Raw genomic sequence first — 16,255 nt, forward strand, 5'->3', positions numbered from 1 at the left:
GACGAAGCAAAAGAAGGTAGGTGCGCCGCCGGGCGCACACCCCGGCCTCCGCCTTTCACGCAGGCACGCAGCAACCACAACCACAGGCAACGAGCCCCAGCACGGGACGGGCCAAGACCCGGCCTCCGCCCTCCACACAGTCACCGCAGCAACCATGCAAAGAAGGCTCAGAACGGATAGTGCCGCGCCGTAGTCTGCACCGTGATCCAGCGCAGCTCCGTGAACTCCCGCACCCCCGCCATCCCCCCAAACCGCCCCCACCCCGAGTTCTTCACCCCGCCAAACGGCATCTGCCCTTCGTCATGCACGGTAGGCCCGTTGACATGGCAGATCCCCGATTCGATGCGCGCAGCCACGTTCCAGGCACGAGCGATGTCGCGGCCGAAGACGGCGGCTGACAGGCCGAACACGTTGTCGTTGGCGCAGGCAATCGCTTCCTCTACGCCGTTCACGCGCACGATGGGCTTGAGCGGGCCGAAGGACTCCTCGCGGTAGATGTCCATCTCGGGCGTTACGTGGTCAATGATGGTGGCGGCCATCAGCGTTGTCTCGCTCTTGCCGCCGCACACCAGCTTGGCGCCCTTGGCCAGGGCGTCGTCGATCAGCGCGTTGCAGCGCCGCACGGTGGCCATGTCCACCACCGAGCCCAGCACCACCGGGCCCTTGCGCGGGTCGCCCAGGGGCAGGGCCTGGGCGCGTGCCGCGAAGCGGGCCACAAAGTCGTTGGCGATGGAGGCGTCCACCACGATGCGCTCGGTGGACATGCAGATTTGCCCCGAGTTGGCGAACGAGCCGAACACGGCGGCGTCCACCGCAGCGTCCACGTCCGCATCGTCCAGCACCACCAGAGGGGCCTTGCCGCCGAGCTCCAGCACCGTGGGCTTGAGGTACTTGGCGCAGGTCTGCGCCACGATGCGCCCGACCTTGGTCGAGCCCGTGAAGTTCACGCGGCGCACGGCCGGGTGGGCCACGATGGCCTCGACGACCGCACCCGCGTCGGCCGGTGCATTGGTCACGAAGTTCACCACCCCCGGGGGCAGGCCGGCCTCCTGCAGCGCTTCGATGATCAGGCCGTGCGTGGCGGGGCTCAGCTCCGAGCCCTTCAAGATCACGGTGTTGCCGCAGGCCAGCGGTGTGGCAATGGCGCGCACGCCGAGGATGATGGGCGCGTTCCACGGCGCGATGCCCAGCACCACGCCCGCGGCCTGGCGCACGCCCATGGCCAGGCTGCCGGGCACGTCCGACGGGATCACCTCGCCCGCGATCTGCGTGGTCAGCGCTGCCGCCTCCTGCAGCAGGCCGGCGGCCAGGTGCACGTTGAAGCCGGCCCACAGGCCCGATGCACCGGTCTCGGCGGCCATGGCGGCGGCGAAAGCCTCGCCCTTGGCTTCGAGGGCATGCGCGGCCTTGAGCAGCAGCGCACGGCGCGCATTGGGCCCCAGGGCCGACCAGGCGGGGAAGGCCTTGGCGGCGGCGTCTGCGGCGGCCTTGGCATCGGCCACCGTGGCGGCAGGTGCCGTGGTGGCCACGGACCCGTCGAGCGGGTTGCGGCGCTCGAAGGTGGCGCCGCCGGCGGCCTGCACGCGCTCGCCGTTGATCAGCATGGAAATGGCAGTCATGGATATCTCCTGAACGACAAGAAAAGAAAGTCGGATAAGAAAGAGTGAAAAAGATTCAGGCCACGCCGAGATAGGCTTGGCGCACCGCGTCGGACTGCAGCAGCGTGGCAGCATCGCCCGAGGCGACGATGCGCCCGCGCTCCAGCACATAGCCGCGCTGCGCTACCTGCAGCGCCTTGCGCACGTTCTGCTCCACCATGAGCACGGTGACGCCCTGCGCTGCGATGCGCTGCACGATGGCCAGCAGTTCGTCGACCATGCGCGGCGCCAGGCCGAGCGAGGGCTCGTCCAGCATCAAGAGGCGCGGCCCGCTCATCATGGCGCGGGCCACGGCCACCATTTGCTGCTCGCCGCCGCTCATGGTGCCGGCCAGTTGCTGCGCGCGCTCCTTGAGGCGAGGAAAGTCCTCGAAGGCCTGGGCCAGGCGCACGGCGCGCATGCGCGAGGGCACCAGCCAGCCGCCGAGCTCCAGGTTCTCGGTCACCGTCATCTGCGGAAACAGCTGGCGCCCCTCGGCCACCAGGGCCAGGCCGCGCTGCACGCAGGCCGTGGCATTCATCGCGGGCACCGGCTGGCCATCGAGCTGCACCGTGCCCTGGCGCGGCAGCAGGCCGGCCAGCGCCTTGAGCAGCGTGGTCTTGCCCGCGCCGTTGGGGCCGACGATCACCGTGATGCCGGGCTGGGCCTCCAGCGACAGGTCCTGCAGCACCTGAAAGCCTGCGTAGCCTGCGCTCAGTCCCTGTACCGTGAGGTGTGCGCCGCTCACGCCGTGGCTCCTTCGGGCGTTGCCGGTGCGGCCATTTCATCTCCCAGATAGGCTTCGATCACCTGCGGGTCGCGCACCACCTCGGCCGGTGTGCCGTCGGCGATCTTGCGGCCCTGGTGCAGCACCAGCACGCGCTCCACGTACTTGAGCAGGGTGGTCACCGCATGCTCGATCCACACCACAGTCAGCCCCCAGTCGTCGCGCAGGCGGCGGATGCGCTGGGCCATGGCGTCCACCTCGGCCTCGGTCAGGCCGGCGGCCACCTCGTCGAGCAGCAGCAGGCGCGGGCGCGTGCCCAGGGCCATGCCGATCTCCAGCAGGCGCTGCTGCGAAGGCGTCACGTCGGCGGCAGGGCGCTCGGCCAGGGCCGACAGGCCCAGCATGGCCAAGATCTCGTCCTCATTGCGCAGGCCCACGGGGCCCTGGCGGTGGCGCCCCGCGAACTGCATGCCGAATCGCACGTTGTCTCGCACCGTCATGTCGGCAAACACGCGCGGCGTCTGGAAGGTGCGCGCAATGCCGTGCGCCGCATAGTGGTGCGGGCCCTTGCCCGTGAGGTCGTCGCCCCCGCAGTGCAATGTGCCCGAGGTGGGGGGCTGCACCCCCGAGATGGCGTTGAAGAAGGTGGTCTTGCCCGCGCCGTTGGGCCCGATGATGCCGATGAGCTCACCGGCATGCAGCGTGGCGCTCACGCCGTCCACGGCGGTCAGGCCGCCAAAGCGCACGGTCACGCTGTCGATGGTCAACAGTGCCTCAGACATGGCCGGCCTCCGCTGCAGGCGTGGCCGCCCGCTTGCGCTGCCACAGCGTGGCCAGTCCGTTGGGCAGGTACATCACGCACAGGATGAGCAGCAGGCCCAGCACCATCATGTAGCCATAGGGCAGCTGCAGGCGCAGCGTCTCGGCCAGCAGGCTGAAGACGATGGCCGCCAGCACCGGGCCGCCGATGCTGGCCGCGCCGCCGATCAGTGCGATCAGCACCGTCTGGAAGCCGATGAAGGGGCTGAACACCGCCGCCGGCTCGATGTAGGTCCAGCGCACGGCCATGGCCGCACCCACGGCGCCCGCAAAGGCCGCTGTGATGCCGAAGCCCGCGATCTTGGCCAGGCGCGTATCCACCCCCAGCGTCTGTGCGCGCTGCTCGTCCGCGCCGATGCCCGAGAGCGCCAGGCCAAAGCGGCTGCGCTTTACCGCAATCGACGTGGCAATCGCCGCCGCCGCGATCAGCAGCACCGTGAGGTACACCGTCTCGTTGCTGGGCACCACGGTGAGCACGCGGCCTACGGTACCGGAGACCTGCTTTTCAACGAAGGTCACCGCGTGGCGAATCAGCTCCGTCATGCCGAAGGTGAGCACCGCGAAATAGGTGCCCCTGAGGTGCAGCACGGCCGCACCCATCACGATGGCCACCACCGCCGCGATGAGCGCACCGGCCAGTATCACCAGCGGCCAGGGCAGCACATTCAGCAGCGTGGCGCTGGCATAGGCCCCGATGCCGAAGAAGGCCGACGTCGCCAGCGACAGATAGCGTGTGGCGCCGCAGAACAGCGACCAGCTGGTGGCCAGCGCGATGTACATCAGGCAGCTGAGCAGCACCGAGGCCATGAACTCGGACACCAGCCAGGGCAGGGTGCCGACCACGGCCGTGCCCGCGGCAAGCGCGAGCCAGGGCTTGTTGGAATGGAACTTCATTTTTTGGAGAAGAGGCCGTTAGGCCGCCAGATGAGGACACCGATGAACACCGCATAGCTCAGCAGCATCTTGAGAGACGGGCTGCTGAAATGCATGCCCAGGGCTTCGACCACACCGAGCAGCAGGCCGCCGGCCAGGCTGCCTGCCAGGCTGCCGAAGCCGCCCAGCGTGATCACGATCAGCGCGGTCACGGTGTAGGGCTCGCCCATCGACGGGGAGATCTCGTAGGTCATCGACAGCAGGGCCCCTGCCACGCCCGACAGGCCCAGGCCGATGCCGAACATCATCGGGTGCAGACGCCGGGTGTTGATGCCCACCAGCTGTGCCCCGGTGGGCGACTGCATCAGCGCCCGCACGGCCTTGCCCAGCAAGGTGAGCTTGAGCAACGCGATCAGCGCGGCCGACAGCGCCAGCGCCACGCCGAACAGCACCAGCTTGTTCTCGGTGAAGCGCATGCCCGCGATCTGCACCGGGTCGGCCAGGTACTCGTAGCCGCGCAGGTCGCCGCCCCAGATCAAGAGGGCCGTGTTCTGCACCAGGAACATCAGGCCAAAGCCCACCATCAGGCTGCGCGCCTCGAACACGTCCACGTTCGGCGCACGCGCCGCAAGGCGCTTGAAGCACAGCGCATGCACCGCCACGCCCAGCACGAACAGCGCGATGAAGGCCAGCGGCATCAGCGCCAGCGGCGACCAGCCCCAGGCGGTGTGCGCCCACCAGGTCAGGAAGGCGCCGAGCATCAGGAACTCGCCATGCGAGATGTTCATGATGCGCATCAGCCCGTACTGCAGATTCAGGCCCATGGCCACCAGCGCATAGATGCCGCCGGTAATCAGGCCACTGGCGACCAGTTCGGCCCAGGAAGTGAAAGACACTTTGTTATTTCCAGACAGGCTTGGCCGTGTTCAGCTGCGCCGTGGCGCGGTCCTTGGGCCACACCACCTCGAAGTCGCTGCCCTGCCACTGGCTCACCGTGCCGGGGATGGACGCGTTCTCGCTGCCCGCAAAGCGGATGCCGCCCAGAATGGTCTTGAACTCGTTCTTGGCGATGTGCTCGCGCAGCGCCTTGCGGTCCAGGCCCACCTTCTCCACGGCCTGCTGCAGGATCTGCAGGCCTGCCCAGGCATGGCCGCTGGCCCAGCGGTCGGGCTCCTTGTTGAACTTCTTCACATGCGCGTCGAAATAGGCCTTGGCCTCGGGGCTGGTCTTCACGCTCCACGAGCCCATGCCGATCACGCCCTCGGTGTTGGCCTGCATCACGTTCTTGTACAGCTGGAAGGCCGTGCCCACCGAGGCGTAGAAGAACTTGGGGTTCAGCCCCACCTCGCGCGCCTGGCGGCTGGCCAGGATGGTGTCGGGCGGGTAGGTGATGCCGATGAAGGCGTCGGGGGTCAGGTCCTTGATGCCGCGCAGCACGGGTGCCAGGTCCTTCACGCCCAGGGGGTAGCTCTTCCTCTCCACCACCTGGATGCTGGTCTTCTTGAGCGCGCTGTTCAGCGCCGCGAAGTTTTCCAGGCCGAACAGGTCGTCCATGTAGACGATGGCCACCGATTTCACGCCGTTGGCCACCAGCATGTCCACCAGTGCACCCATCATCTTGTCGGGCTGCTGCAGCAGCGAGAAGAAGTAGGGCAGATTCATGTCGATCAGCTTGCGCGACAGCGCCGTGGGCGCCAGCAGCGGGTAGCCGAAGCGGTTGGCCAGCGGCGCGATGGCGAAGTTGGCGCCCGAGCCCCAGGGCGGCAGGATCAGGTCCACCTTGTCGCTGCCCATGAGCTTTTCGAAGGTGCGTACGCAGGTCTCGGTCTCGCTGCGGTCGTCGTAGCCGATGAGCTCGATGGGGCGCTTCGCGCCCTTGATGGCCAGGCCGCCCGCCGCGTTCACCTGCTCGGCCCAGAGCAGGTAGTTGGGCTCCTGGCTGACCTGGGCGCCAGCCGCCCAGGGGCCCGTGCGGGCGATGGCATAGCCCACGCGCACGGGGCCGGACTGGGCCAGCAGGTGCGGGGCGACCGACATGGCACCCACCGTGGCGGCCACGCCCTTGATCCATTGGCGTTTGGATTGTTGAACCATTTTCGTGTCTCCTGGAATGGGCGGCGCGCATGGTGCGGGCCGTTGACCGATCGTAGGCAGGAGGGCTTTGGGGCGCTGCGCTGAGCGTGCACAAAACACTGGTCCCAGCGTGCACGGCGCAGCGGGTTTACCCGGATTTCCGTGCTGCGCCGGGGAATAGGCCTGCGCCGGATAATCCGGGCATACCGGCGGCGCCAGCCGCTGCACTGGAGACGCCATGGCCCACCCCCTGACCGAGGTATCCACCGATACCGTGGCACCGCGCGACCGCCTGCACCTGTGGGGCGACGCGGTGTGGAGGCTCATTGGCGGGCTGGAGTCGGATGCCTTCGGCGACGAGGCCTTTGCCGGCCACATCACCTCGGGCCAGGCCGGCTATGTCAACCTTTGCCAGCTCGACGTGAGCCGCCACCGCGTGGTGCGCACCCCCAGCCTCATCCGCGGCAGCGACCGGGCCTACATCAAGGTGGTGGCGCAGCTCGAAGGGCGCGCCTGCTTCGAGCAGAACGGCCGCCAGGTGTGGCTGTCGCCCGGCGAGTGGAGCGTGTACGACACCACCCGCGCCTACGCGGTGAGCAACCCCGAGGCCGTGCGCCAGATGGTGCTGATGATCCCCAAGGAGCAGATGCCCGAGCGCAAGCTCAAGCTCGACGACCTCATGGTGCAGCGCTTTTCGGGCACCAGTGGTGTTTCGCGCCTGGCCTGGGACACCATGCGCGCTGCCTTCACCGAGCTGCCCAGTATGTCCGACGCGGCAGCCGATGGCGTGGCCGATGTGATCACGCACCTGGTGCAGCTGTCGCTGCTCGAGCGCAACGGCCAGCACAGTGCCGTGTCGCAGCGCGAGGCCCTGCGCGACCGCATCGGCCAGTACATCGACCGCCACCTGGCCGACCCCGAACTCACCATTGACCGCATCGCCCAGGCGCTCAACTGCAGCCGGCGCCATCTGTACAACGCCATGGCCGACGATGGCGACACCCTGGCCGCCACCATCCAGCAGCGCCGGCTCGAAGCCTGCCTGCGCGAGCTGCGCCACCCCGCGCATGCCCACCGCTCGGTGACGGACATCGCCATCTCCTGGGGCTTTCGCAACAGCGGCCACTTCAGCCGCGTGTTCAAGGCCCACACGGGCTACAGCCCGAGCGAATACCGCGGGCGGGCATCGCTGTCAGCGCCCGCGCTGCACACGCACTGAGCAGTTGAACTCGGTCTGAGGGCGCGGCGCAACGCCGTGCTCCGTTGGTGCGCCTGGCCTTCCCGGGCCTTGCCGGCGACCTTGCCGGGCTGCTCCCTCGTACCGCGCTGCATTGCTGACCCGGGACCCCGCGCGCAGCGCCTCCCATCCCCGGCACTTCGTCTTCTTTCGTCAAAACCTTTTTCGCAAGGCGCCGTCCACAGTGCGGGTCGCATGGCGCATGGCGCAATGCCTTTCATTGCTTGTACCTTTGGCATAAAATTGTCTGGAGACAATTGAATGGTGTTTTGTACAAACTATGGAGTGATCGCCATGACCGATGCGCAGGCAGTACCGGGTAGAGCGCCCCCGTCCCCGGAGGAGGGTGGTTGGAAGGTGCGATCCCTGGCGGGTTTCGCCGGCACGGCCGGGCCGCTGTGGACCCGGCGAGAAGGGGACGGATGGGCCTATGGCTTCCAGATGGCACCGGCGCACCTCAATCCTGCCGGGGTGGTGCATGGCGGCGCGCTGCTCACGCTGGTGGACCATGCGATCAGCACCGTGGCGTGGGAGGCCTGCGGCCGGGTGCCGTGTGTCACGCTGCAGCTCGATTCGCAGTTTCTGACCGCCGTGCGGCAGGGGCAGTTTGCACAGGCGCGGGCGCAGATCACGCACCGCACCCACCAGATGCTCTTCATGCAGGGCAGTGTCGCGGTGGACGGCCAGATGGTCCTGCGCGCGCAGGCGATCGTGAAAGTGCTGCCCGCGGAGCGACTCGCATGAGGGCCGGCCTCCCGGCACCAGGGACGGCGCGGGGTTCCAAGGGCTCGCCCCAGCAGCCCTGCACTATCATGCAAATTTGGCCCTCGCCCCTTTTCATGCCTCCAAAGCGCACACCGACGTCCGAGCCGGCGCCGCCGACCCCCCAAAAGCCCGCCGTGCGCGTGCGGCCCGTGCCAGCCGTCAGCCGGTCCATTGCCATCCTGCGCTTCCTCGGAAACGCCAAGCAGGGCCTGGGTGTCAAGGCCATCGCCGATGAGCTGGGCCTGGTGCCCAGTACCTGCCTGCACATCCTGCGCGTGCTGGTCAGCGAGGAACTGGTCAGCGTGGACCCGGCGACCAAGCGCTACTTGCTGGGCAGCGGCATGATCAGCCTGGCCCGCAGCGTGCTGGAGAGCAGCGGCTTCGCGCAGCTCGTGCAGCCCGCGCTCGACCGGCTGGCGTCCACCCGCGGGGTCACGGCCATGGGCGTGGAGATCACACCCAAGCAATCCGTCGTGGTGCTGGCCCTGTCGCGCTCGAACCAGCCGTTTCGCCTGCACACCGACGTGGGCAGCCAGTTCTCCCACCTGGCCAGTGCCACCGGCCGGCTGATCGCCGCCTACAGCGGAGAGAACTGGACCCAGCTGCGCCAGAAGTTCAATGCCACGCAATGGGACAAGAAGCCCGCCTTCGACACCTGGAAGCGCGAGGTGGAGCTGGCCCGCGCGCAGGGCTGGAGCCTGGACCGCGACAACTTCATGAGTGGCCTCACCGTGGTCGCCGTGCCCATTTGTTCGCCCGGCGGAAGCCTCACGCACACCCTGGTGGCGGCTGGCATGTCCAGCCAGCTCAATGCCGCCGAAACCACCGAGCTGGCCGCGATGATGCTGCGCGAAGCCCAGGCCATCGGCAATCTGCTGGTGGCCAGAAGCTAAAGCGATGGACACCGAGAACATCCCCGCGCCAGGCGACGGTCTGCAGACAGTTCTTCGCACCATTCCCATGCCTGCAGACCTGGGGATCGGTGGGCAGATCCCCATCGGCTGGGTGCTGGCGCAGCTGGACCAGGCGGGCGCCGTGCTGCCGGGTGGTCATTTCAGTCGCAACGTGGCGCTGGTGCAGATCGATGCCATCGAGATCGAGGCGATGCCCAGGCTGGGGGATTTCGTCACCTTCCGTGCCCGCCTGCTGGACGCAGGCACCGAACACGCGAGGGTGGAGGTGCAGGCCCTGAGAACCTCGCGCGGCGGGCAAGGACAGGAGCAGGGGCTGGAGCAGGAGCAGGAGCAGGAGCAGGAGCAGGAGCAGATCCTGCGCACCTGCCTGGTGTATGTGCCGCTGCCCGCCGAAGACAGCACGCCCGACTAACTTTTGCGGGCGCCTGGCATGAGCGCCTTTGCCGGGCGGCCGGGCTCAGTCCACCTTCATGTCTGCCGCCTGGATCACGGGCTGCCACTTGTTGCGCTCGGACAGGGCGAACTCCCGGAGCTGGACGGCGGTGCCGCCCGCCGGCTCGAAGCCCAGCTCCAGCAGCTTGTGCCGTGCCTCGGGGCGCTGCAGCACCTTGTTCATGGCGGCGTTGAGCGTGGCGATCACGGTTGCAGGGGTGTTCCTGGGCGCGTACAAGGCGTTCCAGGCGATCACCTCGAAGCCGGCGTAGCCCTGCTCGTCCATGGTCTTGACGCCCGGCACCAGGCTGCTGGGCTTGCTCGACGTGACGGCAATGGCGCGGATCTTTCCCGAGGCCAGGTGGGGCCTGAGGCTGGTGGGGGTGTCCACGATCACCGGCAACTGCCCGCCCAGCACGTCGGTCATGGCATTGCCCGAGCCCTTGTAGGGCACGCCAAACACCGGTGCCCCCGAGCGCTGCTTGAGCAGCTCCACCACCAGGCGGGCACTGGTGCTGGGCATGGCGATGTCGGCAGACCGCGTGCTGCGGGCGGCGGTGTCCACCAGTTCCTTGGGGGTGTGGAAGGGCGACTGGCTGTTGACGGCCACGACCATGGGAAAGGTGCCCACCAGGACAATGGGCTCGAAGTCCCGCTCCGCATCAAACGGCACCCGCGCATACAGGTACTGGTTGAGCGCATGGGTTGCATTCGTCCCCATGGTCAGGGTGTAGCCGTCGGGCGCGGCCTGGGCCGCGATCTCCGTGCCCAGGTTGCCTCCGGCGCCGGGCCGGTTGTCGATCACGATGGCCTGCCCCAGGTCCCGGGACATCTGCTCGGCCAGGTACCGGGTGGCGATGTCCGTGCCCTGCCCGGCAGGGTAGGCCACGATGATCTTGATCGGCTTGGCGGGGTAGGTCTGGGCGCCCACCGGTGCCGGGCTCGCCATGGCACAGGCGGCCGCCATCACTGCAGCAATCAGTCGCATTGTTGTCTCCTTGTGTATTCTTGATCGAAACGCTATCGCCGTGTTGCGGGGGCTGCGCCGCTGCCCTGCAGTTGGTCTCGCTCCTCTGGGCTGAAACCCAGGCTTTCCAATATCTGCGCCGCGTCCTGCGCAAATCGGGGTGGGCTCGCCCCGGCCACGCCCGGCGTGCCCATCAGCCGCATGGGAGAGCGCAGGCCGGTGTAGCCGTCCCGCTGCACCAGCATCTGCCGGTGCTCGCAGTGCGCATGGGCCAAGGCCCGCGGGATCGAGTTCACCGCACCGGCCGGCACGCCAGCGCGCATCAGCGACTCGCACAGCGGCTCGCAGGCCATGGACGCAATGGCCGTCTCGATGGCTTGCTTGAGCGCGTCCCGGTGCACCAGCCGCTGGGCGTTGGAGGTGAAACGCTCGTCCGCGATCAGGCCCTGCAGGCCGACGTGGCTGCAAAAGCGCTGGAACTGGACGTCGGTCATGATCCCGATGAACAGCTCCCCGTCGCTGGCCCTGAACTTGTCGTAGGGCGCAATGTTGGGATGCGCGCTGCCCAGCAGCTCGGGGTCTTTTTGCGACGCCAGCCAGTTCGAGGCGTGCGGCAGCAGCAGGCTCAGCGCTGTGTCGTACAGCGCCGCCTCCACGCGCTGGCCGCGCCCATCCGCACCCCGTGCATGCAGCGCCATCAGGATGCCCGAGAGCGCCACGTAGCCGGTCAGGTGGTCGACCACGGGAATCCCGATGCGCGTGGCCCCGCAGGATTCGTCGCCGTTGACGCTCATCAGCCCGCACAGGGCCTGCAGCACCGCGTCGTACCCGGGCAGCCCGCCGAGCGGTCCGTCCGCCCCGAAGCCCGTGATGTTGCAGTAGACCAGGCGCGGGTACCTGTCGGCCAGGGCCTGTTCGTAGCCCAGGCCCCAGCGCTCCATGGTGCCCGGCAGGAAGTTCTCCACCAGCACGTCGGCGTCGCCGAGCAGCCGGTGCAGCACGTCCTGCGCCTGCGGCATCGACAGGTCCAGGCTCATGGCCCGCTTGCCCCGGTTGAGTGCGGAAAAGTAGGCCGCACTGCCCGCGCTGTCGAAGGGTGGCCCGAGCCTGCGTGTCTCATCGCCCGCGGGCGGCTCGATCTTCACCACGTCCGCCCCCTGGTCCGCGAGGACCTGGGTGCACAGCGGCCCGGCGAGCACACGCGTCAGGTCGATGACCTTCAGCCCCCGCAGTGCGCCGCTACTGGTCGTGCGCATCGGGTGTCATCCCCGCGATGGCAGCGCCACCACGCCGCTTCCGACCACCGAGAGTTCGCCGTCCTGGTTGTGCGCTTCCTGCTCGATCTCGATCAGGTGCTGGCCGTTCTCGGTGTACTTGCGCTTGACCTTGCCCTTGATGAACAGCAGGTCGCCCTCGGGGTTGTGGCGGCGGATCTTGCAGCTCGCCTTTTGCAGAAAGCCGGTATCGCCCATCCAGTTGGTCAGCTGGTGGGTGAGCCAGGAGGTGCGCTCCGGACCGTAGTCATAGGCGCCCGGTGCACCCACTTCCAGGGCGAAGTCTTCTTCCCAGTGCACGCGCTCTGGCACGTCAGGGATGCCGAAGCGGTTCTTGATGCCCACGCCGGGGTGCGAGTCGATGAGCTTCCAGGCGAGCTTGTTGGCGCGGATGTACAGGCCGCCCCAGCCCTGGGCATAGGCGATGAAGCCCGTCACGGTCATCGGGCCCTTGAAGAGCACTGGCAGGTCTTCGCCTTCCTTCACGTCCTCCCAGTAGCGGGGCGTGGCACCGCGGATCTCTTCGTTGCGGTAGAGCTTGAAGGCCTCGGCCAGTTCCTCGTCGGTGTAGCGGCGCGGCTCGCGTGCGCGCACCTCCTTGTACTTGGTGCCCTGCTCGCGTGCATGGTCGCGCTCGGTGCGAAAGCACCAGCTGTCCGCCTCGGCCACCTTGTCGCCCTGCTGGTTGAAGAAATCGACGTGGTAGATCTGCTGCACGGCGCGGCCGGCAAAGCGCGTCTGGTGCTCCACCAGGTCCTTGAGGTAGGCCTCGGTGCGGATCTCGTCGTTGCGGTGCAGGGGCTTGTGCCAGGTCCAGTCCGAACCCGACCACATGGCATGCACGCCAGGCAGCCCGCCGACATAGCCCGAGACGATGCGGCTGGTGGAGAACAGGAAGCTGGGCGGGGCCACGATGCCGCCGTAGTGGGACTTTGCCGCGTACTCGGGGTCGCACCACAGCGGGTTGTCGTCGCCGATGCCATGGGCATAGTGGCGGATATTGTCGCGCGTGGCCTCGAAGCACCAGGGCTCGGCCATCTGGCCGATCTTCACGCCGATGCGCTGGCGCAGGTCGTCAAGGCCGCTCTCCGTGATCTTGGGAAAGCTGCGGGGGTTGGAACTGCTCATGGTTGTCTCCTTGGGGTGGTAAAAAATTAAAGGGCTGTGGAAAGGGATGCCGTGGATGCCGCAGCCGTGGCGATGGCTGCCGCCTCGCGCTCGCGCAGCACCTTGCGGTGCACCTTGCCGGCGGGGGTCTTGGGTAGCTCGGGGGAGAACTCGACGTGGCGCGGGTACTCGTGCTGGCTCAGCTTGGTCTTCACGAGCTCCTGGATTTCCTGGGCAAAGGCCTCGCTGGCCGGCCGCCCGCTGACCACGAAGGCCTTGACCACCTGGCCGCGCACGGCGTCGGGCACACCGATGGCGGCAGCCTCCAGCACATCGCCGTGCATGAGGATCACGTTTTCGATCTCCACCGCGCTCATGGTCCAGCCGGCCGAGATGATCACGTCGTCCGCACGCCCGCCGTGGTGGAAGTAGCCATCGCCGTCCATGCGGCCGAGGTCCTTGGTGGGCACCCATTCGCCCCGGCGCAGCACCATCAGCTGGCCGGTCACATCAACCGGGCAGACCTGGCCCTGTGCGTCATGCACCTCGACCCGGGTACCGGGAACGGCCTTGCCCAGCGCGCCGCGCTTGACCGGAAAGTCCGCCGCGCCGGGGTAGCTCGCCAGCACGACCCCGATCTCGGTGGTGCCGTACATGCTGCAGACCTCCAGGCCGAACTTCTGGTGCACGTAGTCGGCCGTGTCGTCGTCGATGGGCTCGCCCGTGAAGGACAGCTTCTCGAAATGGAAGGCGTACTGCTCCGCCTTGCCGCAGTTCTTGAGCATGCGGTAGTGCGTGGCGGCGGCCGACATGTTGGTGAAGCGGTGCTGCGACAGGGCCTGCAGCAGCCGTTCGGGGTTGAAGCGCCCGCTGTAGGCCCCCACCGTGAGGCCCAGCGCCAGCGGCGCGAGCGTGCCATGCCACAGGCCATGGCCCCAGGCCGGTGACGAGGGGCAGAAGAAGCGGTCCCCGGGCCGAAGGCCGGTGCCATAGAGGGCCGCGACCATCAGCGTCACGAGCGCCTTGTGCGTGTGCCTGACGGCCTCGGGCAGCTCCCGCGTGGTACCCGATGTGTACTGGAAGACGGCCAGGTCGTCCGCCCGGGAGGTGGCCTCGTACACCATGGGAAAGTCGGCCAGGCGCTTGAAGAAGCCTGCATCGAAGACCAGCACCTGCAAGCCATCGATGGAGCGTGCGACTTCTTCCTTGTGCTCGTTGGTGACGAGCAGGGCCGGCTTGCAGTCGTTGACGCGCAGGCGCACGCCGTCGGGGCCGAACAGCGTGAACAGCGGCACGGCGATGGCCCCGCGCTTGATCACCCCGAACATGGCCGTGTAGAAGGCGCGCGAGGGCTCCAGCATGATGGCCACGCGGTCCCCGGCCTGTATGCCGCGGGACTCCAGGTAGTGGGCAAATGCCGACGAGTCCGCAGCAAGGTCTGCATAGGTGATGACCTCGTCTTCCCCGCCCGCATGCACCACCACCAGCGCATCGCGGCCGCTGGCCGCATGCCGGTCCACGCACTCATGGGCGATATTGAACCGCTCGCGATGTCCATCGAAAAGCTCCCACAGCCGGTCCGGCGAGAAGTGGGCCTGGGCATCCGCGTAAAGCGTGTAGTCGGTGAGTCGCTGCATGGCTTCAGAGGTCGTTCATTGAGGTGATTCAGTTTCTTGATTTCGCCTTTTTTTGTCAAATGAGTGCATCGATTGTCTATGTACAAAAATTATGGGTGCGCCGCTGTGTGCAAAAAGCACGCTTCGACGGGATGGTTGACAGGGGGTGGAAGGTCGGGGCGCGCAGGCATGCGGCGCCGGTTTGTGTCGATTCTTTACCTGGGGTTCACACGTTGGCAGTCATTGCGACGGATCGGTTTTGCACAATGGCAGCACCAGCGAGAGCGCACCCTGAGCATCCATGAACCTTCTGTCCATCCTTTCCCCCGCAACCGCCGGCCGGGCCCCGTCGCGGCTTCTGGCCCGGGGCATTCCGCTTGCCCTGCTGGCGCTGGCTGCAGCCCTGTCCGGCTGCGCCGGCATGGCCCCGCGGGACGCCGCTCTGCCAGACACCCCCGTGCCCACGGCATGGGCCGCAGGCACCACCGCTGCGCCCGGCAGCGCCGCCACCTCGCTGGCCCAGTGGTGGCAGCGCCTGGGTGACCCGCAGCTGACCGCGCTGGTCGAACAGTCCCTCACGGCCAACACCAGCGTGCGCACGGCCCAGGCCGCGTTGCGGCAGGCGCGCGCCCAGGTGGATGTGCAGGCCGCCGGGCTGGCGCCCCAGGTGGGCGCTTCGGCCTCGGCACAGCGCAGTCGCTCGGGCAACAGCGGCGCGGGCAACAACTTCCAGCTGGGCTTCGATGCGAGCTGGGAGCCCGACGTGTTTGGCCGCGTGCGCGCCGGGGTCAACGCCAGCGAGGCGGATGCCCGCGCCGCCGAGGCCAGCCTGGCCGACGTGCAGGTGTCGCTGGCGGCCGAGGTGGCCGTGAACTACATCGAGCTGCGCGGCCTGCAGCAGCGCCTGGTGATCGCGCGCAGCAACCTGGCCAGCCAGAGCGAGACCTTGCAGATCACGCAGTGGCGCCTGCAGGCGGGCCTGACCACCTCGCTCGTAGCCGAGCAGGCGCGTGCGGCGTCGGAGCAGACTGCCGCCCAGATCCCCGCGCTCGAAGCCAGCCTGGCCCAGTCGCGCCACAGCCTGGCCGTGCTGACGGGCCAGGCGCCGGCCGCGCTCGATGCGCAACTGGCCGCCAGCGTGGCCGTGCCCCAGCCCGGCGATGAACTGGCCATGGCCATCCCCGCCGAAACCCTGCGCCAGCGGCCCGACGTGCGCGCCGCCGAGCAGCGCATCACCGCCGCCCTGGCCCGAGTCTCGCAGGCCGATGCGGCGCGCTACCCCGACTTCGGCATCAGCGGCTCGGTAGGCCTGCGCGCCCTCACGCTGGGTGCCCTGAGTGGCGGCAGTGCTGTGGCCGCGTCGCTGCTGGGCAGCATTTCGGTGCCGCTGCTCGACGGCGGTGCCGCGCGCGCCCAGGTGCGGGCGCAGGAGGCCAGCCTGGAGCAGGCGCGCATCGCCTACCAGGCGGCTGTGCTCACCGCACTCAAGGATGTGGAGGACGCGCTGGTGTCCCTGCGCGGCAACCGCGAGCGCCTGGTGCGCCTGCGCTCTGCCGCCGATGCCGCCGGCAATGCCGAACTGCTGGCGCGCCAGCGCTACAGCAGCGGGCTGATCGACTTCCAGTCGGTGCTGGAGACCCAGCGCACGCTGCTGTCCACGCAGGAGGGCGTGGCCACCACGGTGGCCAGCCTGTCCGCCGACCATGTGCGCCTGTACAAGGCGCTCGGCGGCGGCTGGCAGCCGCAGTAGCCGCCGAGCGCACGCACTGCACGCAGTTTCTTCTCTCTTCGCAGCCACCTGGAGGTCCCGCGCA

General features: G+C 68.2%; 15 protein-coding genes. 5 read left to right on the top strand and 10 right to left on the bottom strand.

Annotation, left to right across the window (positions count from 1 at the left end):
• Positions 1 to 167 precede the first annotated feature (167 nt).
• From ASE31_RS01055 to ASE31_RS01080, 6 genes are read right to left on the bottom strand one after another with little or no spacing between them, the layout of a single operon-like run.
• Positions 168 to 1,619: an aldehyde dehydrogenase gene (locus tag ASE31_RS01055; protein ID WP_057199689.1), complete on the bottom strand. Its 1,452-nt coding sequence runs from the start codon at positions 1,617 to 1,619 to the stop codon at positions 168 to 170.
• A 55-nt stretch (positions 1,620 to 1,674) separates the two neighbouring features.
• Positions 1,675 to 2,385 carry an ABC transporter ATP-binding protein gene (locus tag ASE31_RS01060; protein ID WP_057199690.1) on the bottom strand — a complete coding sequence of 237 codons (711 nt, stop codon included), beginning with the start codon at positions 2,383 to 2,385 and terminating at the stop codon, positions 1,675 to 1,677.
• Entirely contained in the window at positions 2,382 to 3,146 is a 765-nt protein-coding gene (locus ASE31_RS01065; protein WP_057199691.1) for an ABC transporter ATP-binding protein, read from the bottom strand. The genes ASE31_RS01060 and ASE31_RS01065 overlap by 4 nt, the downstream gene beginning before the upstream one ends.
• Positions 3,139 to 4,077 carry a branched-chain amino acid ABC transporter permease gene (locus ASE31_RS01070; protein ID WP_057199692.1) on the bottom strand — a complete coding sequence of 313 codons (939 nt, stop codon included), beginning with the start codon at positions 4,075 to 4,077 and terminating at the stop codon, positions 3,139 to 3,141. Before ASE31_RS01070 ends, ASE31_RS01065 begins: the two co-directional genes overlap by 8 nt.
• Complete coding sequence (locus ASE31_RS01075; RefSeq protein WP_057199693.1) at positions 4,074 to 4,952, bottom strand: branched-chain amino acid ABC transporter permease; 879 nt, start codon at positions 4,950 to 4,952, stop codon at positions 4,074 to 4,076. The genes ASE31_RS01070 and ASE31_RS01075 overlap by 4 nt, the downstream gene beginning before the upstream one ends.
• A gap of 4 nt (positions 4,953 to 4,956) precedes the next feature.
• Positions 4,957 to 6,150 carry an amino acid ABC transporter substrate-binding protein gene (locus tag ASE31_RS01080; RefSeq protein WP_057199694.1) on the bottom strand — a complete coding sequence of 398 codons (1,194 nt, stop codon included), beginning with the start codon at positions 6,148 to 6,150 and terminating at the stop codon, positions 4,957 to 4,959.
• Between the two features lie 217 nt (positions 6,151 to 6,367).
• Between ASE31_RS01080 and ASE31_RS01085 the strand changes: the two genes are divergently transcribed.
• The 4 genes from ASE31_RS01085 (at position 6,368) to ASE31_RS01100 (ending at position 9,457) form a co-directional block, all read left to right on the top strand.
• Positions 6,368 to 7,348 (top strand): helix-turn-helix domain-containing protein, encoded by a 981-nt coding sequence (locus ASE31_RS01085; RefSeq protein WP_057199695.1) that lies wholly within the window; start codon positions 6,368 to 6,370, stop codon positions 7,346 to 7,348.
• A 312-nt stretch (positions 7,349 to 7,660) separates the two neighbouring features.
• Positions 7,661 to 8,110: a PaaI family thioesterase gene (locus ASE31_RS01090; protein WP_057199757.1), complete on the top strand. Its 450-nt coding sequence runs from the start codon at positions 7,661 to 7,663 to the stop codon at positions 8,108 to 8,110.
• 95 nt (positions 8,111 to 8,205) lie between these two features.
• The gene (locus ASE31_RS01095) at positions 8,206 to 9,024 is read left to right on the top strand and encodes an IclR family transcriptional regulator (protein WP_057199696.1); all 819 of its coding nucleotides are present in this window, start codon (positions 8,206 to 8,208) and stop codon (positions 9,022 to 9,024) included.
• 4 nt (positions 9,025 to 9,028) lie between these two features.
• On the top strand, positions 9,029 to 9,457 hold the full coding sequence (locus ASE31_RS01100; RefSeq protein ID WP_057199697.1) for a hypothetical protein: 429 nt from the start codon (positions 9,029 to 9,031) through the stop codon (positions 9,455 to 9,457).
• A gap of 45 nt (positions 9,458 to 9,502) precedes the next feature.
• Here ASE31_RS01100 and ASE31_RS01105 read toward each other — a convergent pair whose 3' ends face one another.
• From ASE31_RS01105 to ASE31_RS01120, 4 genes are read right to left on the bottom strand one after another with little or no spacing between them, the layout of a single operon-like run.
• Positions 9,503 to 10,465, bottom strand: coding sequence for a tripartite tricarboxylate transporter substrate binding protein (locus tag ASE31_RS01105; protein ID WP_057199698.1), 963 nt, complete (start codon positions 10,463 to 10,465; stop codon positions 9,503 to 9,505).
• 32 nt (positions 10,466 to 10,497) lie between these two features.
• Positions 10,498 to 11,700 (bottom strand): CaiB/BaiF CoA-transferase family protein, encoded by a 1,203-nt coding sequence (locus ASE31_RS01110; protein WP_057199699.1) that lies wholly within the window; start codon positions 11,698 to 11,700, stop codon positions 10,498 to 10,500.
• Between the two features lie 6 nt (positions 11,701 to 11,706).
• On the bottom strand, positions 11,707 to 12,846 hold the full coding sequence (locus tag ASE31_RS01115) for a MaoC family dehydratase N-terminal domain-containing protein (RefSeq protein WP_057199700.1): 1,140 nt from the start codon (positions 12,844 to 12,846) through the stop codon (positions 11,707 to 11,709).
• Between the two features lie 26 nt (positions 12,847 to 12,872).
• Positions 12,873 to 14,462: an acyl-CoA synthetase gene (locus ASE31_RS01120; RefSeq protein WP_057199701.1), complete on the bottom strand. Its 1,590-nt coding sequence runs from the start codon at positions 14,460 to 14,462 to the stop codon at positions 12,873 to 12,875.
• A 280-nt stretch (positions 14,463 to 14,742) separates the two neighbouring features.
• Here ASE31_RS01120 and ASE31_RS01125 point away from each other — a divergent pair, with 280 nt between their 5' ends.
• Positions 14,743 to 16,191, top strand: a complete 1,449-nt coding sequence (locus ASE31_RS01125) for an efflux transporter outer membrane subunit (protein WP_255357660.1) — start codon at positions 14,743 to 14,745, stop codon at positions 16,189 to 16,191.
• Positions 16,192 to 16,255 lie beyond the last annotated feature (64 nt).

The organism is Acidovorax sp. Root217, assembly GCF_001428645.1.
In the GTDB taxonomy this organism is placed as follows: domain Bacteria; phylum Pseudomonadota; class Gammaproteobacteria; order Burkholderiales; family Burkholderiaceae_C; genus Acidovorax.